The sequence below is a fragment of the Saccharothrix sp. NPDC042600 genome (assembly GCF_040647305.1).
Classification (GTDB): Bacteria; Actinomycetota; Actinomycetes; order Mycobacteriales; family Pseudonocardiaceae; genus Actinosynnema; species Actinosynnema mutabilis.
Genome location: NZ_JBEZBW010000025.1, coordinates 38,837 through 60,735 on the forward strand (window position 1 = coordinate 38,837; position 21,899 = coordinate 60,735).

At 72.7% G+C, this 21,899-nt stretch carries 20 protein-coding genes; 9 read left to right on the forward strand and 11 right to left on the reverse strand.

The genetic code is table 11. The features are described 5' to 3' along the window. Window positions 1–109 precede the first annotated feature (109 nt). The 3 genes from AB0A74_RS17985 to AB0A74_RS17995 form a co-directional block, all read right to left on the reverse strand. Entirely contained in the window at window positions 110–709 is a 600-nt protein-coding gene (locus tag AB0A74_RS17985; RefSeq protein WP_358250694.1) for a hypothetical protein, read from the reverse strand. Window positions 710–1,102: 393 nt separating this feature from the next. Then, entirely contained in the window at window positions 1,103–1,984 is an 882-nt protein-coding gene (locus tag AB0A74_RS17990; protein WP_358250696.1) for an SMP-30/gluconolactonase/LRE family protein, read from the reverse strand. Window positions 1,985–2,020: 36 nt separating this feature from the next. Next, window positions 2,021–2,905, reverse strand: coding sequence for a sigma-70 family RNA polymerase sigma factor (locus AB0A74_RS17995; protein WP_358250698.1), 885 nt, complete (start codon window positions 2,903–2,905; stop codon window positions 2,021–2,023). 100 nt (window positions 2,906–3,005) lie between these two features. On the opposite strand from AB0A74_RS17995, the gene AB0A74_RS18000 reads away from it, so the two are divergent. Continuing rightward, on the forward strand, window positions 3,006–3,644 hold the full coding sequence (locus AB0A74_RS18000; protein WP_358250700.1) for a TetR/AcrR family transcriptional regulator: 639 nt from the start codon (window positions 3,006–3,008) through the stop codon (window positions 3,642–3,644). A 24-nt stretch (window positions 3,645–3,668) separates the two neighbouring features. On the opposite strand, the gene AB0A74_RS18005 is transcribed toward AB0A74_RS18000, so the two are convergent. Continuing rightward, the gene (locus tag AB0A74_RS18005) at window positions 3,669–4,151 is read right to left on the reverse strand and encodes a MarR family winged helix-turn-helix transcriptional regulator (protein WP_358250702.1); all 483 of its coding nucleotides are present in this window, start codon (window positions 4,149–4,151) and stop codon (window positions 3,669–3,671) included. Window positions 4,152–4,210: 59 nt separating this feature from the next. On the opposite strand from AB0A74_RS18005, the gene AB0A74_RS18010 reads away from it, so the two are divergent. Both AB0A74_RS18010 and AB0A74_RS18015 read left to right on the forward strand, forming a co-directional pair. Next, window positions 4,211–4,780 (forward strand): NAD(P)H-dependent oxidoreductase, encoded by a 570-nt coding sequence (locus tag AB0A74_RS18010; protein WP_358250704.1) that lies wholly within the window; start codon window positions 4,211–4,213, stop codon window positions 4,778–4,780. Between the two features lie 349 nt (window positions 4,781–5,129). Then, complete coding sequence (locus AB0A74_RS18015; RefSeq protein WP_358250706.1) at window positions 5,130–5,810, forward strand: GntR family transcriptional regulator; 681 nt, start codon at window positions 5,130–5,132, stop codon at window positions 5,808–5,810. On the opposite strand, the gene AB0A74_RS18020 is transcribed toward AB0A74_RS18015, so the two are convergent. Genes AB0A74_RS18020 through AB0A74_RS18035 form a run of 4 tightly spaced genes read right to left on the reverse strand, consistent with a single transcriptional unit; the run spans window position 5,794 to window position 8,904 of the window. Further along, the gene (locus tag AB0A74_RS18020; RefSeq protein ID WP_343933082.1) at window positions 5,794–6,441 is read right to left on the reverse strand and encodes a response regulator transcription factor; all 648 of its coding nucleotides are present in this window, start codon (window positions 6,439–6,441) and stop codon (window positions 5,794–5,796) included. The genes AB0A74_RS18015 and AB0A74_RS18020 overlap by 17 nt on opposite strands. Next, window positions 6,438–7,490, reverse strand: a complete 1,053-nt coding sequence (locus tag AB0A74_RS18025; protein ID WP_358250708.1) for a histidine kinase — start codon at window positions 7,488–7,490, stop codon at window positions 6,438–6,440. Before AB0A74_RS18025 ends, AB0A74_RS18020 begins: the two co-directional genes overlap by 4 nt. An 11-nt stretch (window positions 7,491–7,501) precedes the next feature. After that, window positions 7,502–8,053, reverse strand: coding sequence for a hypothetical protein (locus AB0A74_RS18030; RefSeq protein WP_358250710.1), 552 nt, complete (start codon window positions 8,051–8,053; stop codon window positions 7,502–7,504). A gap of 35 nt (window positions 8,054–8,088) precedes the next feature. Next, on the reverse strand, window positions 8,089–8,904 hold the full coding sequence (locus AB0A74_RS18035; RefSeq protein WP_358250712.1) for a helix-turn-helix transcriptional regulator: 816 nt from the start codon (window positions 8,902–8,904) through the stop codon (window positions 8,089–8,091). Between the two features lie 82 nt (window positions 8,905–8,986). Between AB0A74_RS18035 and AB0A74_RS18040 the strand changes: the two genes are divergently transcribed. Then, a complete protein-coding gene (locus AB0A74_RS18040) occupies window positions 8,987–9,955 on the forward strand; it encodes an aldo/keto reductase (protein ID WP_358250714.1) in 969 nt (322 codons plus the stop codon). Here the strand turns inward: AB0A74_RS18040 and AB0A74_RS18045 are convergent. Next, window positions 9,952–11,448 carry a substrate-binding and VWA domain-containing protein gene (locus AB0A74_RS18045; RefSeq protein WP_358250716.1) on the reverse strand — a complete coding sequence of 499 codons (1,497 nt, stop codon included), beginning with the start codon at window positions 11,446–11,448 and terminating at the stop codon, window positions 9,952–9,954. The genes AB0A74_RS18040 and AB0A74_RS18045 overlap by 4 nt on opposite strands. Window positions 11,449–11,597: 149 nt before the next feature. Here AB0A74_RS18045 and AB0A74_RS18050 point away from each other — a divergent pair, with 149 nt between their 5' ends. Next, a complete protein-coding gene (locus tag AB0A74_RS18050) occupies window positions 11,598–12,344 on the forward strand; it encodes a class I SAM-dependent methyltransferase (RefSeq protein ID WP_358250718.1) in 747 nt (248 codons plus the stop codon). Between the two features lie 25 nt (window positions 12,345–12,369). Beyond that, window positions 12,370–16,338, forward strand: coding sequence for an alpha-(1->3)-arabinofuranosyltransferase family protein (locus tag AB0A74_RS18055; protein WP_358250720.1), 3,969 nt, complete (start codon window positions 12,370–12,372; stop codon window positions 16,336–16,338). Here AB0A74_RS18055 and AB0A74_RS18060 read toward each other — a convergent pair. Beyond that, complete coding sequence (locus tag AB0A74_RS18060) at window positions 16,313–17,521, reverse strand: polysaccharide biosynthesis protein (protein ID WP_358250722.1); 1,209 nt, start codon at window positions 17,519–17,521, stop codon at window positions 16,313–16,315. The two genes, AB0A74_RS18055 and AB0A74_RS18060, sit on opposite strands and share 26 nt — an antisense overlap. 68 nt (window positions 17,522–17,589) lie before the next feature. Between AB0A74_RS18060 and AB0A74_RS18065 the strand changes: the two genes are divergently transcribed. From AB0A74_RS18065 to AB0A74_RS18075, 3 genes are read left to right on the forward strand one after another with little or no spacing between them, the layout of a single operon-like run. After that, window positions 17,590–19,224, forward strand: coding sequence for a hypothetical protein (locus AB0A74_RS18065; RefSeq protein ID WP_358250724.1), 1,635 nt, complete (start codon window positions 17,590–17,592; stop codon window positions 19,222–19,224). Between the two features lie 3 nt (window positions 19,225–19,227). Next, the gene (locus tag AB0A74_RS18070) at window positions 19,228–19,401 is read left to right on the forward strand and encodes a hypothetical protein (protein WP_343933072.1); all 174 of its coding nucleotides are present in this window, start codon (window positions 19,228–19,230) and stop codon (window positions 19,399–19,401) included. Beyond that, a complete protein-coding gene (locus AB0A74_RS18075) occupies window positions 19,398–20,126 on the forward strand; it encodes a class I SAM-dependent methyltransferase (protein ID WP_358250768.1) in 729 nt (242 codons plus the stop codon). The genes AB0A74_RS18070 and AB0A74_RS18075 overlap by 4 nt, the downstream gene beginning before the upstream one ends. A 736-nt stretch (window positions 20,127–20,862) precedes the next feature. Here the strand turns inward: AB0A74_RS18075 and AB0A74_RS18080 are convergent. Then, window positions 20,863–21,888 carry a DUF3068 domain-containing protein gene (locus tag AB0A74_RS18080; protein WP_358250726.1) on the reverse strand — a complete coding sequence of 342 codons (1,026 nt, stop codon included), beginning with the start codon at window positions 21,886–21,888 and terminating at the stop codon, window positions 20,863–20,865. Window positions 21,889–21,899: the final 11 nt, after the last annotated feature.

Consider the following 21,899-nt stretch of genomic DNA (forward strand, 5'->3'; position numbering starts at 1 on the left):
GGCGGCAACCGACTCGGCCGAGCACCGCTCGAATGGACGATGCGTTCACAGAACGCGCGGCCGGACCGGTCGCCTGGTGATCGGACGACCGGCCCGGTGTTCGTCGGCGTTACTTGATCTTCTTGTAGGCGCGGGGCTTGTAGCCGCCGTTCTTCAGGGTCGAGACGGAGACCTTCTCGTGGTCCATGTCGGTCTTGGTGCTGCCCTGCTCGTAGATCCACATGACGGTCTTGTCGGCGTTGGCCCACTTCTCGAAGAGCTTGACGTGGCCCTTGCTGAGGACGATGTCACCGGGCTTGAGGGCCGCCCAGGAGATGGGCTTGGAGACCTCGGGCAGGGTGTAGGTGGTGCGGCTGCTGGTGAGCTTCCAGGCCATGGAGACGAAGCCGGAGCAGTCGGTCCGGTACTTCTTGCCGCCGTTGATGTCCCGGTAGTACCCCTTCATGCTGTAGGGCACCTTCTTGTCCCACCAGTACTTGGCCCGCTTGAGCACCTCGGCGCGGGTGATCGCGCCGCCGTACCCGGCAGCCGCGGCCTCGGCGCTGGTGTCCGGCGCGTCCTCGACCCCCTGGTCGGCGGCGATCTCGACCAACCCGGTCCGATCGACGTCGTCCGCCGCCGCGACCCCCAGCGACCCGAAGAGCAGGGCACCGGCGACGACCGGTGCGACGGCCAGTTTGGCGAGTTTGTTCAACACGTTGACCTGCACTTTTCCCCCTTGCAGTGTGGTGTTGCGGTGTTACGTGCCGAACTCTGCCGGTGGCACCTTGCGACAACCTTGTGCTCGCCGTGCGCCCGGAGCGGCTGTGCGACAAGGCCTCCGCCGGCGGTGGTAGCGGCGTGGCCGGGCGGGGGTGGCAGGAGCGGCAGTGGGTGGGCGCTTGCCGGCGGCGGCTCGGCGGCTCGGCGGCGGCAGCTCGGCGGCGGCAGCGGCAGCGGCGGCTCGGTGTTTGGCGGCTAGTTTTGTGGCGCGGCTTGGCCTCCGGCCCCCGGTTCCATTGTCCCAGTGGGTACCGACAATTCGGGGTGCGGGAGTGGTGAGTAGCGGAGCAGTGGCGGGAAGGGAGCGGGTGGCGGTTGGGGCCGCCACCCGCCGAGCTCGTCAGGTGGTTGCCGGGGTGATCCTGGCCAGGGTGCCGATTTCCAGGGCCACCCACAGAGCGCCGTCCGGGCCGAGTGTGATGCCGTGTGGTTCCGAGCGCGGGGTTGGCAGGTCGTGCAGTTGCACCGTCCCGTCCGGTGCGAGCCGGCCCACGCGGTTGCCGCCCCACTCCGTGAACCACAGCGCGCCGTCCGGGCCGGCCGTGATCGCGTGCGGTCTGCCCAACGGGTCCGGTAGCGGGAACTCCTCCACCACCCCGTCCACGTCGATCCGCCCAACCCTTCCGGCCGTGATCTCGACGAACCACAGCCGCCCGTCCGGACCGGCCGCCAAGCCCACCGGTCCGGCCGCGTCGGTCGGCAGCGTGTGCACCGACACCTCGCCCGCCACGGTGATCCGCCCGATCGCGTCCGCCTGGTTGAGCGTGAACCACAGCGCCCCGTCGCTCCCGGCCGCGATCGCCGACGGCAGCCCGCCCGTGATCGGCAGCGCGAACTCCGTCACCTCCCCCGCCACCGAGATCCGCCCGATCCGGTCCGCCGTCGTCTCGGTGAACCACAGCGCCCCGTCCGGACCCGCCACGATCCCGAACGGCCCGCACTCCGACAGGGGGAACTCCGTCACCGCCCCCTCCACCGTGATCCGCCCGATCCGGTGCGCCCGGTACTCGGTGAACCACAGCGCGCCGTCCGGACCGGCCGTGATCACGGTCGGCCCGCAGTCCGGTTCCAGGGCGTGGTTCACCGGCACGCCACCGGGTTCCAACCTACCGATGTGTCCACTGTGGACCAACGTGTACCACAACGCACCGTCGGGCCCGGCGGTGATGGCGTAGGGACCGCCACCGGGCACGGCGTGCTCTTCGATCGTCAGGTGAGTCATGCAGGGTGCTCCCCGTCGTCGGTCAAAGCCAGTCGGTCAAGCGATGAGTTCGGCGAGGACGCGGGTACGGGTGCCCTGGCGCAGCTTGCCCATGCCCTTGGCCTCGATCTGGCGGATCCGCTCGCGGGTCAGGCCGTACCGGCGACCGATCTCTTCCAGGCTCATCGGGGTGTCGTCGGACAAGCCGTACCGCAGTGAGATCACCTCCGCCTCGCGTTCGGTCAACGTCTTGAGCACCTTGTCCAGCGCCGGCCGCACGGACGCCTCCGCCACCACCGCGCCCGGGTCGGGCGCGTCGTCCGGGAGCAGGTCGCCGAACTCGGCGTCGTCGCCGAGCCGGGCGTGCAGGGAAACCGGCTCCCGGGCGTACCGCAACACCAGCACGACCTTGTCCACGGTCACGTCCGCCTCGACGGCCAGCTCCTCGGGCGTGGGCCGGCGACCACTGTCCGCCAACGCCCGTTGAGCCTTCGTGACCCGGTACAGCACGTCCGCCATGTGCGAGGGCAGGCGGATGGTGCGGCTCTGGTCCGCGTGCGCGCGGCCGACGGCCTGCTTGATCCACCACGTCGCGTACGTGGAGAACTTGAGGCCGCGTCGGTGGTCGAATTTGTCCACAGCGTGCATCATGCCGATCGTCCCCTCCTGCACCAGGTCGGCCAGCGGCATGCCTTCGCTCGTGGCGTACCGCTTGGCGATCGACACGACCAGCCGCAGGTTCGCCCGGACCATGTGGTCCTTGGCCCTGCGACCGTCCTCGACCAGCCGTTCCAGGTCCGCCCGCTCGCCCGCGGTCAGGCCTTCGGCGCTGTCGAGCCGTTCCCGCGCCAGGACGCCCGCCTCGATGCGTTCACCGAGCGCGACCTCCTGCTCCGCGGTCAGAAGCGGAGTGCGGCCGATCTGGTTGAGGAAGTCCCTCACGCGGCTCCTTCCGGTCGGTGTGCCTGCGCGACACAAACTTAGGTCGAACCCAAACAGATGTCAAGAAGATTTTTGTGACCGACATATGTATAGTCGGAGCATGACCACGCCGCCCACGGGCCTGCGCGCCCGCAAGAAGCAGCAGACCAGGGAGAACATCTCCAACCAGGCCACCCGCCTGTTCCTGGAACGCGGGTTCGACAAGGTGACGATCGCCGACGTGGCCGAGGCCGCCGACGTCGCGAAGATGACCGTCACCAACTACTTCCCACGCAAGGAGGACCTGGCCCTCGACCTGGGCGGGGTGTTCGTCGACATGCTCGCCCGGACCGTCCGCGAGCGCGCCCCCGGCGAGTCCGCCCTGGCCGCCCTGCACCGCGCCTACGCGGACGCGGTCGCCCGGCACGACCCGGTCATCGGGTTCTCCGGCCCGGAGTTCGCCCGGATGATCGCCGACAGCCCGGCGCTGGTGTCCCGCCTGCGCGAGTTCCACGACGACCGGGAGACGGCCCTCGCGGAGGCGTTGGCCGAGGAGACCGCGGCGCGCCCGGACGACCTGCGCCCGCGCGTGGCCGCCGCGTTGCTGGGCGGCGTGCACCGGTTGCTGTTCGACGAGACCCTGCGCCGCACGGTGGCGGGCGAGCCGAACGACCGGATCGCGGCGGCGCTGGCCGAGCACGTGGACACCGCGTTCGGCATGCTCGAACCGACGCTGGGCGACTACGCGGTCCGGGCCTAGCCGCGCGGGTCCAACGGTCCGGGCCTAGCGGGGCGGGGAGGTCGCCGCGCCGGTTTCGGCCAGGTGGTCCACGACCCGGCGGGACAGGGCGGCCAGGACCTCGACCTCCTCGTCGGTGAGCAGGTCGACCAGGTGCGCGCGCACGGAGGCCACGTGGTGGGGCGCGGCGGACCGGATCGCCGCCCAGCCGCCGTCGGTGAGGACGACCTCGGAGCCGCGGCCGTCGTCGGCCACGTCCTCCCGGCGCACCAGGTCCCTGGCCTGCATCCGGGTGACGTGGTGGGACAGGCGGCTGGGCGACCAGAGCAGGTGACCGGCCAGGTCGCGCAGGCGCAGCCGGCCGCCGGGGGACTCGGACAGCGTGGACAGCACGTCGTAGTCCGGTTCGGACAGACCGGTCCGCTCGGCGAGGTCCCGGGCGAGGGCCAGGTCCAGCAGGGTGCGCATGCGGCGGTACCCGCGCCACGCCCGGTCTTCGGCCGGGGTCAGCCACCTCGGTTCGTCCACGGGAGGGAGGCTAACAGAGGTTGTTGACATGTCATCGGAATGCGGCCTAGGTTGATGACATGTCAAACAAACCTCGCCTCGCGGTCGTCGTCGCCAGCACCCGTCCGGGGCGCATCGGTCCGCAGGTCGGGCAGTGGTTCGGGGCGTTGGCCGAGGCGGCGTTCGAGGTGGTGCCGGTGGACTTGGCCGAGGTGGACCTGCCGTTGCTGGACGAACCCGAGCACCCGTCGTCGGGCGTCTACGCGCACGAGCACACGCGGCGGTGGAGCGCGCTGGTCGACTCGATGGACGCCTACGCCTTCGTGACGCCCGAGTACAACCACAGCTTCCCGGCCACCTTGAAGAACGCACTGGACTACCTGTCGCGGGAGTGGCGGCACAAGCCGGCCGGGTTGGTGGGGTACGGGATGAGTTCGGCGGGCCTGCGCGCGACCCAGATGCTGACGCCGGTCGTTCGCGCGCTGGGCATGGTGCCGGTGGCGGAAACCGTCGCGATCCCGCTCCGCCAACGCGTGGACGACGACGGACGCCTGGTTCCGGACGACACCATGAACACCACCGCCACGGCCCTGATCACCTCCCTGGCGCGCTACACGACCGCACTCAGGTCCCTCCGCACCGCCGCCTGAGGGATCGGCTGGGGGGAGGGCGGAGGGTTGGAGGCGGCCCGGACTCGCGCGGGTGGACAGGCGGCGGCGCGGCGGCACGGTGTTGTGGCGGCGAGCGGCACGGCGCGGCGTCGGGGCGGCGGCGGTCCGGCACGGCGCGGCGTCGGGACGGCGGCGGTCCGGCGCGGTCCGGCGCGGCGCGGCGTCGGGGCGGCGGCAGTGCGGCGGGCTGCGGCGGGTTTGTCGTACCTCGGTGGGAGAATGGTGTCGGGGGCCGGAGGCCGCGGTTGGTGCCAGTGCGCGTCGGCCCGATCAAGACCCCACCGACGGCTATAGTGGGCGGGTTTCGAGCCGCGAGAACGGAGAGCCGATGTCGGTGTCGGGTGGCGAACCCGCGGACCAGGTGCCGCCGCACCGCCTGAACACCGCCGACCAGGTGGCCGCCGTCCTGCGCAAGCGGATCACCGACGGGCTGCTCGAACCCGGTCGCCAGCTGCGCGAGGAGCAGTTGTCCGCCGCGCTCGGCATCTCCCGCAACACCATCCGCGAAGCCTTCCGCGTCCTCATCCAGGACGAGCTGATCGTCCGCGAGCCCTACCGCGGGGTGTTCGTCCGCGTCGTCACCGCCGAGGACGTCGCCGACATCTTCCGCACCCGCAAGCTCCTCGAACCGCTCGGCCTCGACGCCCTCGTCGCGGACCGGGCCGCCGCCGCCCGCCTCCTCCGGATCGCCGACACCGCCGAGGCCGCCGCCCGCGCCGGGGACTGGCGCGGCGTCGGCACCGCGAACCTCGACCTGCACCGGGCGCTGGTCGAACCGTGCCGCAGCCAGCGCCTGGACCGGCTGTTCACCCAGCTGTTCGCCGAACTGCGCCTGGCGTTCCTGCTCACCGGCGACCCCCAGCCGCTGCACGAGCCCTACCTCGCCTGGAACCGGACCCTCGCCGAGCTGATCGTCGCGGGTGACGCGGACGCCGCCCGCGCCGAACTCCTGCGCTACCTCGACGACGCCGAACGCCGCATCACCGAGGCCGTCAAGGCGAAGAGCTGACCCCGGGCACCGCCAGCCCCGACTCGTAGGCCGCGATCACCGCCTGCACCCGGTCGCGCAGCCCGAGCTTCGCCAGCACGTTGCTCACGTGCGTCTTGACCGTGTGCTCGGTGACCACCATCGCCGCCGCGATCTCCGCGTTGGTCAACCCCTTCGCGATCAGCGCCAGCGTCTCCTGCTCCCGCGCGGTCAGCGCGGGCAGCCGCACGGTCGGCGACGGCGCGGTGAAGCGGGCGATCAGCTTGCGCGTCACCGAAGGCGCGAGCAGCGCCTCCCCGGCGGCCACCACGCGCACCGCGTGCACCAGGTCGTCCCGCCGCACGTCCTTGAGCAGGAACCCGCTCGCCCCCGCCTTCAACGCCTCGAACACGTACTCGTCCACGTCGAACGTCGTCAGCATGAGCACCTTCGCCGCCCCGCTGACCGCCCGCGCCGCCTCGATGCCGTCCACGCCGGGCATCCGGACGTCCAGCAGCACCACGTCCGGCCGCAGCTCCCGCACCGCCGCGACCGCCGCCGCACCGTCCCCCACCTCGGCGACGACCTCGACGTCCGGCTGGGCGTCGAGGATCATCGCGAACCCGGCGCGCACCAGCTCCTGGTCGTCGGCCACCACCACCCGGATGCTCATGCCGGCAACCGCGCCGACACGCGGAACCCGGCCCCGTCGCCGCGCGGACCGGCCTCCGCCGACCCGCCGCACGCCGCGGCCCGCTCCCGGATGCCGATCAACCCCCGGCCACCGCCGGTCGCGACCGCGCCGCGCCCGTCGTCCACCACGCTGATCACCAGCTCACCGGCCTTCCACTCCAGTCGCACGTCCGCCCGCGCCGCCCCCGCGTGCCGCACCACGTTGGTCAACGCCTCCTGCGTGATCCGGTACGCGGCGACCTCCACGTCCGGCCGCAGCGGCACCGGCACCCCGGTCACCGCGTAGTCCACCTCGACCCCCGCCCGCCGCACCCGCTCGGCCAGCCCCGGCACGTCGTCCAGCGTCGGCTGCGGCGCGCGCGGGCCGCCGTCGTCGTCCAGCACCGCCAGGATCCGCCGCAACTGGGCCATCGCGTCCCGCCCCGCCGACGCGATCGCGTCGAACGCCGCCTCCGCCCGCGCCGGGTCCGCGCGCAGCACCACCGGTCCCGCCTCGGCCTGCACGACCATCACGCTGACCGCGTGGGACAGGATGTCGTGCATGTCCCGGGCGATTCGGGCCCGTTCCCGCTCCGCCGCGCGCTCCGCCTCCACCACGCGTTCCCGCTCCGACCGCTCGGCCCGCTCCACGGCCGCCGCGTTCACCCGCCCGACGGCGTAGGCGGCGACCAGCAACGCGATCGTCCGCAACGCCGTCACCGGCCCGACCGCGACCACCGTGCCCCCGATCGACAGCACCAGGGCGGCGATCCGGGCCGGCGGGGCCGAGTGGGCGGCCACCGCGTGCATCGCCACGATCGCGCCGTACCAGACCGGCTGCCCGGGGACCTCGCCGACGTGGTCGTAGGACGCGGCGACGAGCAGCACCGCCAGCAGCACCACCACGGGCGCCTGCCGCCGCCAGAACAACGGCACCGCCGAGGCCAGCACGACGGCGTAGCCCGGCCACCCGTACGACTCGTCCCCGATCGCGAACGGCCACAGCTGGGCCGCGGCGACCAGCACGGGAAGCCCCCAGCGGATCAGCACGCCGGTCATCCTCACACAAGCGCCGGCGCACGCCGCCGTGCCAGCGGCAGGAACGACACCAGCAGCAGCACGGCCCCGACGGGGATCAGGTCCTTGGACACGATCGGCATCACCAGGTCGGCGAACACCAGCACCGGCGTCCACACCCGGACTTCCCCGCGCAGGGCCAACATCACCACGAGCGCGAGCTGCCCCACCGAGAACACGTAGGGCGCGAGGTCGTAGCAGAACAGCGACACCCCCGGCACTTCCTTGACCTGTCGGGACATCGCCGCCATGCCCGCGTGGTCGTCGGCCAGCAACCCCACCACGACGTCCACCCCGAACTGCCCGATGAACCCGACCGCCCCGACCGTCGCGACGGCGGCCACCACCCGGGCGCGCGGCCCGATCCGCGCGGCCATGTCCCAGAAGATCCGGATGAACAACAGCAGGGCGGCCAGAAAAGCGATGTGTCCCCACGTCCAGGCGGGTCCTGGCCCGCGCTCCCCGTCGAACCCGTCGATGACGCGGGCGACGCCGTAGAAGAGGACCAGCAGCGGTGCGGCGATGTATGCGTTCATGCAGCACATCCTGCGGACGCGGGGCGTCCGGCTGATCACCCGCGAGAGCGGTCTTCGACCTCCCTCTCAAGAGTGAGAAGCGCCTTCGCCGTCACGTCGTCGTCGGGCAGCAGCACGACCAGCCGGTGCTCGTCCCCACCGGCCACCACCAGCCCCTCGACCGCCAACCGCAGCTCCCCCGCCTCGGGGTGCACCCACCGCTCGACCCCGGTCCACCGCGGCAGCGCCCCACCGACCCGCCCGGTGAACCCGCGCCCGGCCACGATCGTCAATTCCTCGACCAACGAGGCCGCGGCGTGGTCGAGCAGGTCCGCCGCCGCCCGCACCGCGGCGGCCCGGTCGTCGGCGACCGACTCCCAGTCGGGGAACATCGCTCTCGCCCGGGGATCGGTGAACACGAACCGCGCCAGGTTGGGCGGGTCACCGTCGAGCAGGGGCCCGGCGAGCGCCGGGAACCCCGAGGACCACGCCAGCACGTCGAGGGCGGGGTCCACCACGAACGCGAAGTCCAACCGGTCGAGCAACGCCAACAGGGTGGGCCGAACCGGCTTCGGCACCGGCACGTGCGGGCAGTTGCTCCCGACCTTCACCAGCCGGTGCAGGTGCGCCCGTTCCTCGGGCAGCAGCCCGAACACGTCGGCCAACGCCCCCAGCACCGCGGCCGACGGCTGCCGGTCGCTGCCCCGCTCCAGCCGGATGAGGTACTCGACGCTGATCCCGGCCAGCTCCGCCACCTCGCCGCGCCGGAGCCCCGGCGTGCGCCGCCGCGCCCCCACGGGCAGGCCCACCCGCTCGGGACCGGTCGCCTCCCGCCGAGCACGCAGGAACCTGCCCAACGCGGAGTCGGTCATGACCCGATCCTAGGCGGGCGACGCCCAGGGGGTCCCTGACACGGCCTCCCTCCGGCCGCCGGCAGGAGGCAGGGTCGGGGGCATGAAGTACCGACTGTTCGGCCAGACCGGCTTGCGCGTCTCCGAGTTGCTGCTCGGCGCGATGGTGTTCCAGGACCGCGACGAAGCACGCCGGATCGTCGCCGCGTACGCCGACGCCGGCGGCAACGTCATCGACACCGCCTCCGCCTACGGTGACAGCGAGAGCATCCTCGGCGAGGTCCTCACCGACCGCGACCGCTTCGTCCTGGCCACCAAGTACACGCTGGCCCGCGACACCGCCGACCCCAACGGCGCCGGCAACCACCGCAAGAACCTCCGGCTGTCCCTGGAGCGCAGCCTCCGGCGGCTGCGGACCGACCACGTGGACGTCTACTGGGTGCACATCTGGGACCGGCACACGCCCGTCGAGGAGACCATGCGCGCTCTGGACGACGCCGTCCGCGCGGGCAAGGTGCTCTACGTGGGCATCTCCGACGCTCCCGCCTGGGTGGTCGCGCACGCCAACACGCTCGCCCAGTTCCGCGGCTGGTCGCCGTTCGCCGGCATCCAGGTGCCCTACAACCTGCTCAACCGGGACGTCGAGCGCGAGTTGCTGCCCCTGGCGGAGGCGTTCGGGCTCAGCGTCGCCGCGTGGGCGCCGTTGGCCGCCGGCAAGCTGGTCGGCGGGTCGCGGGTGACGCCCGAGGCGCACGAGCTGCCGGTGGTCGAGGCGGTGCGCGCGGTCGCCGACGAGCTGGGGGTCACGCCCGCGCAGGTGGCGCTGGCGTGGACCCGGGCCAAGTCGCCGGTGGTGCTGCCGTTGGTCGGCGTCAGCAAGGCCGCCCAACTCGCGGACAACGTCGGCGCGCTGGACCTGGCGCTGCCGCCGGAGGCCGTCGCACGGCTGGATGCCGCGTCCGGGTTCAAGAACGGCTTCCCGGGCGACTTCATCGCCCAGGCCGAGCCGACGGCGTTCGTGTTCGGCGACCACGCCACCAGGGTCGGGCCGCGCCTGCCCCGGCACGTCTAGGGCTTGCACTGCGGCGGCTGGCACAGCATCCCGCTCAACGCGGTGTGGAAGATGCCGGAGATCGCGGCCGGGTCGGGCGTGGTGAACGCCCGACCGCCGGTCGCCGCGGCGATCTGGGTCAGCTCCTCCAGGTCCGCGTCGCCGCCGATGCCCAGGGCCACCACGGGCAGCGGCCGGCGCGGGTCCTGGAGGGCGGCCAGCTCCGCCAGCAGCGCCTCCCGGCTGATCCCGGCCGGGTCCTCGTTGCGCCCGTCGGTCATCACCACGACCACGTTGAGCCGCCCGGACTCCCAGTTCTCGCGCGCGGACCGGTAGCTGGCCAGGACGCTGTCGTAGAGGCCGGTCGCGCCGCCCTCGATGGCCCGCACCGAGCGCAGCCGCTCGGGCGACCCGGCCGCCAGGTGCTCGGCCACGGTCTTGACGGGCAGCAGCTCGCGGTGGTCGCGCTCGCCGTCGAGGTTGGTCGAGAACAGCCACACGCCGACCTTCGTGGTCGACTTGACGATGCCGAACCCGGCTTCGGTGGCCGCGACCGTCACCGCCATCCGGTTCCTGCCCGTCCCCGGCACGGCCTGCGCCATCGAGCCGGACACGTCGAGCAGGATGTGCAGCCGCCCGCTGAGGTTGATGACCGCCCACTGGTTGAGCGCCTCGTCCACGGCGTCGGCCTCGGGCACCGGGACCGGCTCGACCCGCTCGGGCGCCCACGACGCGCGCCCGTCCGGGGCACGCAGGTCGCCGGGCAACGGGGTCTCCAGCAACGCCGACAGCAACCGCCGGGCGGCGTCGCGGTCGCGGGCCTGCGGCAGCACCGCGAACGGGTAGTCCAGCGCGGGCACGGGGACGTCCGGGTACACGGCCACCAGCCGCTTCCCGGCCCCGTCGCGGTTGTGCTTGAGCAACGCCTGCTCCGACAACGCCACCGCCGCGCCGTCGGACGCGCCCACCCCGGCGGACAGCCTGCGCAACGACGCGGTCAGCTCCGCCGAGTCGACCGCGAGCTGCCGAGCACCCCACACGGCGGCCAGCCCCACGGGGTCGCGCGCCGGGTCCGGCAGGCCCACGGCCAGGTCGGCCAGCACGCGGTTCCACGACGTCGGCAGGCCCAGGGTGGCCGCGCCCTCCTCGGTCACGCCGAGGACGACCGGCGACATCGCCACGGACGTCCCGCGCACCGGCAGGTCCCACGACTTCCCGGCCTGCGCGCGGCGCAACCAGGTGGTGGAGGACGGGATCCACACGTCCACGCCCGACGGGTTCTCCGCCACCAGCGCGGAGTCACGGGCGGACACCGAGACCTCGGCGCACGTCAGCGTCGCGGCGGCCCGCTCGACGGCGGGCGCCAGCTCGGGCGCGACGCTGACCGACAGCGCGCTCACGCCGGCGCAGTCGCCGGACCCGAAGCGCAGGTGCGGCACGCCGACCCACGCGGCCACCGCGAGCAGGAGCAGCACCCCGAACACCACGGCGGGAGCACGCCGAGCGCCACGCATGTCCACTCCCGTCGACCAGACGTCATCGCACGTTAACCCACCCCTTCCCGTTACCGGTTGTCCCTGCGCACAACATGCTCTGTCGCCGGGACCAACGCCCCGATGGCTATCTTCCGGACACCAGCCCACGGCTCCCCGGGAGAGATCGGGTGGACTTCGACCAGGTTCGTCAGGACTGGACCACGCTCGGCGCGCAGGACCCGCTGTGGGCGGTGAGCGTGGCGCCGGACAAGCGCGGCGGCCGGTGGGACGTCGACGAGTTCCTCGCCCAGGGCCGGGAGGACGTGGCCCGCGCCCGCGCGTGGCTCACCCGGCTGGGCCTGCCCGCGCGGTGGAACCGGGTGCTCGACTTCGGCTGCGGCGCGGGCCGGCTGTCGCAGGCGCTGGCCGAGCACGCCGAGGAGGTCGTCGGCGTCGACGTGTCGGTGCCGATGCTGGAGACCGCGCGGGCGTTGGACCGCAGCGGCGGGCGCTGCCGGTTCGTGCTCAACGAGTCGCCCGACCTGCACGTGTTCCCCAGCGGCAGCTTCGACCTGGTGTTCTCCGAACTGGTGCTGCAACACCTGCCCAAGCGGGTCATCACCGAGTACCTCGCCGAGTTCGTGCGCGTGCTGCGGCCGGGCGCGGTGGCCCTGGTCCAGTGCACGACCCGTCCACTGTGGACGCTCAAGGGCATCGGCTGGCGGATCGCGCCCAACCCGGTGGTCCGGTTCGCGCAGCGGGCGGTGCTCGGCTACCCGGCGCCGATGCGCATGACGGCGCTGCCCGAGGCGAGGGTGCGGGCCGTGGTGGCCGCGCACGGCGGCGAGGTCGTGGACACCGCGACCACGCCGGAACCCGCGACGCACTGGGTGTCCACCCGGTACGTGATCCGCAAGCTCGGCGGGGGGCGCTGACATCCGCACGAGAGCAACCCCCTGGGTGCCGGCGGGACTGACGCTCCTGTCGTTCCTCCAACTCCCGGGGCGCACCACCTTCGACACCAAGCTCGACCTGGTCGTGGACCCGGCCGCGTTCCTCGGCCGCGCGCTGCACCTGTGGAACCCCATGGCCAGCGGCGGCGAACTGCAGAACCAGGCGTACGGCTACCTGTTCCCGATGGGGCCGTTCTTCCTGCTGGGCGACCTCGCCGGGCTGCCGCCGTGGATCACGCAACGCCTGTGGTGCGCGCTGCTGCTGTGCCTGGCGTACGCGGGCGCGCTGCTGCTGGCGCGGGCGTTGGGCATCGGCAGCGAACCCGCCCGCCACGTCGGCGCGCTGGCGTACGCGCTGGCCCCGCGCATGTTGACCGAGATCGGTCCGCTGACCGCGGAGATGCTCGCGGCGGTGATGCTGCCGTGGGTGCTGCTGCCGCTGGTGAAGGCGGACCGGCTGGGGCCCCGCCGGGCGGCGGGGCTGTCCGGGTTGGCCGTGCTGGGCATGGGCGGGGTCAACGGCGCGGTCGTGGTGATGGCGCTGGTGCTGCCCGGGTTGTGGCTGCTGACCCGGAAGTGGTCGTGGCCGCACGTGCGGCTCGTCCTGTGGTGGGTCGGCTCGGTGGCGGCGGCGGTGCTGTGGTGGTTCCTGCCGCTGGTGCTGCTGGGCCAGTACAGCCTGCCGTTCGTGGACTACGTCGAGTCGGCGACCAACACCACCTCGCCGACCTCGCTGTTCCAGGTGCTGCGCGGCACGAACCAGTGGGTGGCCTACGTCGTGCAGGGCACGCCGTGGTGGCCGGCCGGGTTCCTGCTGGTGGACAACCCGTTCCTGATGGCCGCCACCGGCGTCCTCGCGGCCCTCGCGCTGGCCGGCCTGGCCCGCACGAGCCTGCCCGAGCGCCTGTTCCTGACGTTGGGCGTGGTCACCGGGGCCACCCTGCTCACCATCGGGTACGTCGGCGCGCTGGACAGCCCGCTGTCGGAGACCGTGCGGGTCCTGCTGGACGGCCCGCTCGCGCCGCTGCGCAACGTGCACAAGCTCGAACCCGGCCTGCGGCTGCCGCTGGCGCTGGCCCTGGCGCACGCGCTGACCGGCCGGTTGCCGCTGCTGCGGCGGGTGGTGTCCCCGGTCCCGGCGCGGCGGGCGCGGGTCGTCGCGGGCGCGCTGGTGGTGGTCGTCGCCGCCGCGCCCGCGTGGCTGCTCACCCTGCGGCCCGGCCCCGGCTGGGACGAGATCCCCGGCCACTGGGAGGACGCCACCGCGTGGCTGGAGCGGGCCGACCCCGACGCGCGGGCGCTGGTCGTGCCCGGCACGGGGTTCGCCGAGTACACCTGGGGCCGGCCGATCGACGAGCCGGTGCAGGCGCTGGCGCGGTCGCCGTGGGCGCTGCGCAGCCAGATCCCGCTCGGCTCCGAGGGCAACACGCGGGTGATGGACGCCGTGGAGGACGCGCTGGCCGACGGTCGCGGCGCGCCCGGCCTGGCCGACTTCCTGGCCCGGTCCGGGCACCGGTTCCTGGTGCTGCGCAACGACGTCTCCCGCGCGGAGACCGACGTGCCGCCGATCGCGGTGCTGCGCACGGCGTTGGAGCGGTCGCCGGGGATCAAGCGGGTGGCCGGGTTCGGCGAGGCCGCGCCGTCACCGGTGAAGGTGGACGCGACGCTGCCCGCCGTGCCGGCGCTGGAGGTCTACGAGGTCGAACGGGACGTGCGGCGCGCGGTCGCGGTGGCGGCGCGGGACGTGGCCACGGTCAGCGGCGGCCCGGAATCGCTGCTGCCGCTGCTGGACTCGGGCTTGCTCGCCCCCGACCAGCCGACCGTGCTGGCCGGGGACGGCGGCGCGCCGGAGGGCGCGGACCGGCTGGTCACCGACGGTCTGCGCAACCGCGAGCGCAACGTCGGCCGGATGCGGGACAACCTCGGTCAGACGCTGACCGTCGAGGAGGAGCCCCGGCAGGTGCGGCCCGCGCTGGACGTGCTGCCGTTCGACGGGCTGGAGCACCGGACGGTGGCCGTGCACCGGGGCATCCGCGGGATCACGGCCTCGACGTCGGCCGGGTTCGCCGACTCGGTGCGCGGTTCGGACCAGTCCTCGATGCCGTTCGCGGCCGTGGACGGCGACCCCTACACGGCCTGGCAGTCCTCCACGGTGGACGGCGCGATCGGGCAGTGGCTGGAGGTCGCGCTGGACACGCCGCGGGTGCTGACCGAGGTCGGGCTGCGCGTGGTGGACGACCGGCGCGTGGGCTGGCCGGTGACCCGCATCCGGATCACCACCGACGCGGGCGAGGTCGAGCACGAGGTGGAGCGCGGGTCCGGTGAGCAGCGGTTCGCCGTCGCGGCGGGGTTGACCGGGCGGGTGCGGGTGACGGTGCTGGCCCTGGCGGCGGGGCGCACGACCGGCAACGCGGGCATCGCGGAGCTGTCGGTGCCCGGGGTCGAGCCCGAGCGGGCGTTGCGGGTGCCCTCCGACGTGCCGCCGGCGGAGGGGCGGCGGACCGGGTTCGCGTTCAGCCGCGGCGCGCAGCCGAGGTTCGCGTGCCTGCGGGTGGCCGGCGTGGTGCGGTGCGACGCGGGCCTGACCCGGTTCGGCGAGGAGCCCTCGGGCGTCCACCGGTTGTTCCGCACCGACGCCAAGGCCACCTACACCGTCGACGGGACCGTGCTGCCCGCCGGTGGCGCGACGCCGCCGGTGCGGTTGCCCGGGGTGGCGGTGTCGGGGTCCACGCAGCTCGCCGGTGACCCGGCCGCCGCGCCCTCGGCGGCGGTCGACGGCGACCCGACGACCACGTGGATCGCCGACCACACGGACGAGCGGCCGACGCTGCGGTTCTCCTTCGACGAGCCGCGCGAGGTGCGCGGGCTGAAGATCTCCGTGGACTCCGCCTCCGGCGCGAGCGCCCCGATCGAGGTGGACGTCACCACGCCGGCGGGGACCGTGCGGCGGCCGGTGACCGACGGCGGATCGGTCGAGTTCTCCGCCACGACCGACCGGCTGGAGGTCGCCGTGGTGCGCCGGGACAGCTTCGACGGGCCGCCCGGGATCACCGAGCTGACGCTGGACGGGGTCGAGCTGCCCGCCTCGCCGCCGGACGCGCCGGTCGTCGCGCCGTGCGGGCAGGGCCCGCCGTTGCGGGTCGACGGGGTCGAGTACGACACGTCCGTGTCCGGGACGGTGGCGGACCTGGTGGAGCACCGGCCGCTGCGGCTGACCACGTGCCCGGACCTGGCCGAAGGGCTGGCGTTGGGCGCCGGCGACCACGAGCTGCGCGGCGGTCGGTCGGCGGACTTCGTGGTGCAGGACGTGTGGCTCAAGCCGACCACCCCGGCCGCCGCGCCGCGGCACCGCGCGGTGGAGGTGGTGACGTGGGAGGCCGCCGACCGCGAGGTGCGGGTCGAGGCCGGGCCCGCCGCCGTGCTCGCCGTGCCGGAGAACGCCAACGACGGCTGGGTGGCCGCGGTGGACGGCACGCCGTTGGAGCGGACCCGGGTGGACGGGTGGCAGCAAGCGTGGCGGCTGCCCGCGGCCGGTGGCCCGGTCACGGTGACGATGGAGTTCGTGCCGGACAACTCCTACCGGTCGCGGTTGCTGGTGGGCGCGGTGGCCGTGGTCCTGTTGGCGCTCCTGGCTTTCCTGCCGGGACGGCGGTCGAGGACCACCGTGGCGTCCGGCGGGGACCGGTGGGTGCCGTGGGCGTTGGTGGCGCTGCTGGCGTTGCTGGGCGGCATGGCGGGCGTGGTGGCGTTGCTGTCGTGCCTGTTCCTGCGCAGCCTCGTGCCGGACTACCGGCGCGCGGTGTCGATGGCGTTGGCGTTCGGCGGGATGCTGGTGGCGACGGCCGTCAGCGTGACCGGGCGCGTGCTCGGGCACGGCCAGGAGTGGGCGTACGGGACGGTCGCGCAGGCGGCGGTGCTGGTGGCGCTGGCGGCCGTGGTGTCGGCGCGGATCAGGTGGTTCGACCGTGCCGCCTAGCGCGTGCCTCCACGACCGCGCCGGACGCCACCAGGAGACCGGTGGCGACGACGGCGGCCGAGACGGTCTGCGCCGGGGAGTCGTTGAGCCACAGCATGACCAGCGCCGTCTCGCCCGCGACGGCCAGCCACACCAGCAGGGTCGCCTTGCGGTCGCGGCCGGCGATCCGGGCGTAGAGCAGGAGCTGGGCGAGCGCGAGCAGCGTGCCGACGAGCGCGAACGCCCACAACGGGAGCGCGGTGTCGGCGTAGGACGGTCCGCCGATGAGCCTGGTGGCGGTGGGGCCGAACAGCGCCGCGCCGAGCACCACCACGCCGTCCAGGGCCGCGCAGACGGCGAGCGCCGAGGCCAGCGCCCGGCCGCTGCCCTCCGGACGGGCCAGGCGGGGCAGCAGGATCACGGCGATCGCGTGCGGGAGCCAGTAGGCGATCTTGGTCAGGACCGCGCCCACGGCGTACTCGCCGGACGCGGCGGCCGGGAGGACGTGGCGGGCCAGCAGCAGGTCCAGGTTGACCAGGACGACCACGGCGAGCAGGGCCTGACCGGCGTGCAGCACCTCCCGCACGTCGGCCGGCCGGAACCTCCCCGGGCGCGGCCTTCGACAGGAGAGCCAGCCGACCGCGGTGGAGGCCGCGGTGCCGAGGGCCGCGCCGGCGAGCGTGCCCGTGGTGGTCCCGGTCCAGACGAGGCCGACCAGCGCGCCGCCCACGCGCGCCCCGCCTTCCAGCGCGACCAGCGCGCCGAACAACGCGTAGCGGCGGTCGCCTTGGAGCAGGCCGTGCCAGAGCCCGTTGAGGGTGAGCGGACCCACGCACACCGCGAGCCAGACGACCGCGCCGACGTCGGCCACGCGCAGCAACGGGACCGCGACGGGGACGGCGAGGGCGGCCAACGCCGTGATCGTGGCGGCCACCGCGAGCCCGAGGCCCACCACCGGGCGGCGCGACTTGTCGGGATCCGCGGCCACCTTGAGCGCCACGTGCGTTTGCAGGGCCATCGCCGGGACCGCGCCGACGAGGAGCACCGCCAGCAACGCACCGAGTTCGCCGAACGCGGCCGGGGCCAACAGCCGTGCCGCGACCACCGTCAGCACGTAACCGGAGACGTTGGCGAGCATCACGCCGGCGGTGACCGCGAGCGCTTGGCCGGGTTGCCGGGTGGGACTCTTCGAGCTGACGGCCACGGCGGACCTCCGGGGTCAGCGAACGGTGTGGTTCGCACTGTAGCCGGGCGCGGGTGTGGTGAGAACCCTTGACACGAAAGGTGGTTCTTCCCGCTTGGTGCGGCCTGCTGGCGCTGGTCGTGCTGTTTCCCTTGCTGGGTCGCGGGTTTGTGCTGTCCTACGACATGGTGTTCGCGCCTTCGCAGTCGTTGTTGCCGGAGAGCGTGGGCGCGGGGAGCACGCCTGCGCGTTCTGTGCCCGCTGATGCCGTGGTTGCTCTCGTCACCGGTCTGTTGCCCGGCGATGTGGTGCAGAAGGTGTTGTTGGCGGCGGCTTTGTTCCTCGGGCCGTGGGGTTCTGGGCGTTTGGTGCCCACGGAGTCCCTTGGGACGCGGTTGGTCGCGGCTACCGCTTACGGGTGGACTCCGTACGTTGCCGAGCGGTTGTTCATGGGGCACTGGCCGTATTTGCTGGCTTACGCGTGTCTGCCGTGGATCGCGGCGGCCGGGTTGGCGGTGCGGGCTGGTGAGCCGAAGTCCTTGGCCCGGCTGGTGTTGTGGATGGCTCCGGCCGTGCTCACGCCCACGGGCGGGTTGCTCGCGGCGGGGACCGCGTTGGCTGCTTGTGGGCGGCGCCGGGCTGGGTGGGTGGTCGCCGCCGCCGTGGGCGTGAACCTGCCTTGGCTGGTTCCTTCCGTGCTCCGGTCCGGCGCTGTGCTGTCCGCGCCCCAGGCGGTGGAGTTGTTCGCCGCCAAGGGTGAGAACTGGGCCGGGGTTGTCGTTTCCGTGCTGGGGTTGGGCGGGTATTGGAACGCCGACGTGGTGCCGGCCAGTCGCGGGCTGCCGCTGGTGCCGGTGTTGACGGTCGCTGTCGTGGCTGTCGCGTTGGTCGCTTTTCCGCGCCTGGTGCGGAGTTGGGGCGTCGGGTTGGTCGCCCTAGGCGGGCTGGGGGTGGTCTTCGCGCTGCTCGCGCACCTGCCGTTCGGGCGGGTGGCGCTGGAGTGGGCGGTGGCTTCGGTTCCCGGCGCGGCGTTGTCGCGGGATGCGCAGAAGTGGGTCGCGTGGTGGGCGCTTCCGTTGGCGGTCGGGTTCGCCCTGGGGGTCGAGGCGCTGGCGCGGGCGCACAAGGCGGTGGTCGCGGTGGCGGTCGCGTTGCCGGTGGTGGCGATGCCGGACTTGGCTTGGGGCGGGTGGGGGCGGCTCGACACCGTTCAGTACCCGGCGGACTGGGCGCGGGTGCGGGCGGTGTTGGCCGACGATCCGCGGAGCGGGGACGTGCTCGCCCTGCCGTTGGGCGCGTTCCGGCGGTTCGAGTGGAACGGGGACCGGACCCAGCTCGACCCCGCGCCGAGGGTGTTGCCGCGCACGGTCGTCGTCGATGACACCGTGCACGTGAGCGGGGTTCCCGTGCCGGGCGAGGACACAAGGATGCCCGGTGTTCGGGCGGCCCTGCGGGACGGGTCGTTGGGGGCGGTGGGTGTCGGGTGGGTCCTGGTGGAGCACGGGACGCCCGGCGATGTGCCGGACTTGAGCGGGTTGGACGAGGTTTTCGCCGGGCCTTGGCTGACGCTGTACCGGGTTCCCGGGGACGTGGCCACCCCTGCGCCGGAAGGCTTGGGCTGGATCGTGGCGGGCGATGTCGTCGCGGTGCTGATTTTGGCTGGTTTTGTGTTGTGGCAACGGTTACCGACCGGTAGATTGTTGTTCCACCGACGCGAGGAGTGACCCGTGGGCAAGATCGTCGCAGCAGTCGTCGTGGTCCTGGCGGGCGCCGCCCTGGCGACCGGCGGCACCGTGGCGCTGGTGAGCGCCAACAGCCCGGACCGCACGGTCGAGCTGGACAACGCGCCCGCCGCCAACGGCGCGGGTGGCGTGGTCGACTACGGCACCGTCAAGCGCTGACCGTGCACGCGGCGACGCTGGGCCGTTCCGTCAAGCTGTTCCGCGCGTTCCGCAACGAACAGACCGACCGGGACACGTTCTACCGCACGCTGGCGCAGGACTCGGCCGACCAGGTCGAGTCCTTCACACCGTTGGCCGGCCGGGTGTTGCTGGACGTGGGCGGCGGACCGGGCTACTTCGCGGATGCCTTCCGCGCCAAGGGCGCCCGGTACGTCGGCCTGGACCCGGACGTCGGCGAACTGTCCGCGCGCGGCGCTCCCGGCCAGGACATGATCCGGGCCAGCGGGACGAACCTGCCGGTGCGGACGGGCGCCGTGGACGTGTGCTACTCGTCCAACGTGCTGGAACACGTGTCCGAGCCGCACAGGATGTTGGCGGAGATGGTCCGGGTGACCAAGCCGGGCGGGACGGTGTTCCTGTCGTTCACCCCGTGGCTGTCCCCGTGGGGCGGCCACGAGACTTCCCCGTGGCACTACCTGGGCGGCCACTACGCCGCGCGGCGGTACGCGGCGAAAACCGGTGCAGAGCCCAAGAACCGCTTCGGCACCAGCCTGTTCGCCTTCTCTTTCGGTGCCGCGCTGGCTTGGGCACGCGCCCAGGACAACGCCCGTTTGGTTCGCGCTTTCCCCAGGTACCACCCTTCTTGGGTTTCTTGGGTCGCGAGCGTTCCCGGTTTGCGCGAGGTCGCCAGTTGGAACGCCGTTCTCGTTCTAACCAGACTCTGATTCGCTCCGCTACTTCACGCTCCTCTAGCTTCACGCTGCGCTGACTTGGACGCTGCGCTGGCTTCGACGCTGCGCTGGCTTCGACGCGCTGACGCGCTCTCAAGCTCGAACGCGCTGCGCGCTCTCAAGATCAAAAGCGCCTCGCCGGCAGGCAGGCCCCTGGGGAGGAAGAGCGTCGGTCTTTCCCCCGCACGACCTGCCGGAGGCAACCACCCTTCTCCCTTCTTGGCAACCGGAAAAGCTGGTTGCCAAGAAGGGAGAAGGGTGGTTGGGCTGCGCCCAGGCCGTACGGGGGAAAGACCGAGGCCCTTCCTTTGGCTAAATAGCCCAAAGAAGAGCCCGCGCTGCGCGCGGAGGCCGGGCGCACCACCGATGATGAGCGGACCGGCCCGGCTCTTGGCGCCGAAGGCGCCACCGTTGTGGCTATCAGCCACAGGAAGGGCCTCGGTTCGTTCCCCGTACGGCCTGGGCGCAGCCCAACCGCGCTTCGCTCCTTTCCGCAACCAGCTTTACCGGTTGCGGAAAGGAGCGAAGGGTGGTTGCCTCCGGCAGGCCGTACGGGGAACGAACCGACGCCCTTCCACCCCCGGGGGCCTGCCCGCCGGCGAGGCGCTTTTGATCTTGAGAGCGCGCAGCGCGCCACGCTTGAGAGCGCGTCAGCGCGACCACGCTTGAAGAGCGCGAAGCGCGCCCAAGAAAGCGAAGCGAGCTTGAAAGCGCCTGCGGCAAAGGAAGATCAAGCGTTGACGGGAAGCTGAACGCGAGTGGGAGAACCACCAGAACGCAAGTGCCGCCCACGGCGATCAGTCAACAAGAGAACGAGAGCGACGACAGTGAGGACACCACCGACGACGTACAAGATCGGCGGCAACCCGGTGATCAAGAACAACTTGCCCAAGTTCTCCTCGGTCTCCTTGACGTTGGCGCTGACCGTCTCCTCGGTCATCTTCAAAGTACCCTCGAAGACGGTGGTCGCCGGGCCGCTGGTGTCGCGCAGTTCCTGCTTCACCTGCTCGGAACCGTTGATGACCTTGCCGGTCACGGGTTCCACCCAGAACGTGCGCACGACCTCGTAGTGCAGGGCCGCCTTGACCGTGGGGACGCCGGGCTTGCCCACCAGCGATCCCGGCACCTCGCGCTCGTCCACCTTGGTGCTCGGGATCTCCTGCACGAACTTGTAGACCGGCAGGTCCTTGACGGTCTCCTCGCCGACGAAGCGGGCGTCGCGCGCCTGCCGCACGGTGCCGTCGTACCACGGGTACGTCTTCTTCTCCGTGTTGAACGGGAACTTGAAGCTCAACCCCGGTTGCTGCGCCTCGCCCCGGTCGGCCTTGACGCGCTTGCCCGTCTCCTTCTCGTAGTACTGGTTCTCGCACGGCGTCACCATCTCGCCGCTGTGCCGGTCCAGGCACACGGACCGCACGCCGGCGGTCACCGTGAGACCGTCCTTGTCGGACACCAGCTTGGACGCCTCGACCCACACGGTCACGTCGCCGTCCCGGGTGACCTCCTCCGCCTTCCGGTCCCCGGTGACCTTCCTGGTCGACGTCAGGCTCAGGTCTCGACGGATCTCGGGCACGGCCCGGTCCCCCTGGGGCACGTAGACCAGCGCGGTGATGCGGTCGCCCTTGGCCACCGACATGGTGTCGATGTCGTGCGGGACCTTGGCGAGCTTCGGGTAGGCGTACTGGCTCAGCATCAAGCCGGCGGCCACGGCGAACACCCCCAGGCCCAGCAGGGCGAAGGTGACGTAGCGACGCAACTGTCCTCCTC